This is a genomic window from Parendozoicomonas sp. 209JJ7-1 (assembly GCF_058147085.1).
In genome coordinates, this window is the sequence record NZ_JBYVJU010000132.1 from 1 (window position 1) to 597 (window position 597).

The 597-nt window shown below is 46.2% G+C and carries 1 protein-coding gene; it reads left to right on the top strand.

The window, feature by feature from the left end:
• Nucleotides 1–437 (top strand): hypothetical protein (locus tag ACY2RQ_RS19720; RefSeq protein WP_490114723.1); only part of this gene is annotated, 437 nt, incomplete at its 5' end.
• Between the last annotated feature and the right edge of the window lie 160 nt (nt 438–597).

Sequence of the window (597 nt, forward strand, 5' to 3'; positions counted from 1 at the left end):
TACCATCCTTAGCACCTCACCACCAATATATTGACTTACAGAGTGACTGGCTGATGCTTTTTAAAAACTGCCATAACTACGTTTTTCTTGCCATGCTAACAGCCTTGGCTACGTCAGCGTCCGCAGAAGTTTATATTCAATATACGACGGGCTTGGATATCATACATGTCCATTGTGATGGCCAGAAATTCAACCTCAACTTTAGCGGAGGTACTGCAACATGCCATCATCACGAGGGCATTTCCATTGAGGTGACTCCAGTCACCTATAATCCATTTGGCGTGCAGTGGTCAAACGGAGACGGCCACTGTGCAGATCATTGGAGCTATAAAGGTGATCACGCCATATGCACACCAGGTGATTTACAGGATGGCCATACATATAAGATTTTTTACTGGTCGGCTTTTGTAGATTTTTACTGGCTGAGGGATGCTTAATGCAGGAGTTGGCAGGAAAATAAAGACCATGGCCGTAAAGCTGTGCTAGATCGCCTCAGATCTCCATAACCCTGTATGTCAGCAAAACCCTGCCGTGTTCTTCCGCTGTCTGCACGGACAGAGGCGATATTATGTGCCATCCTTTGTTAGTCCCTCACCG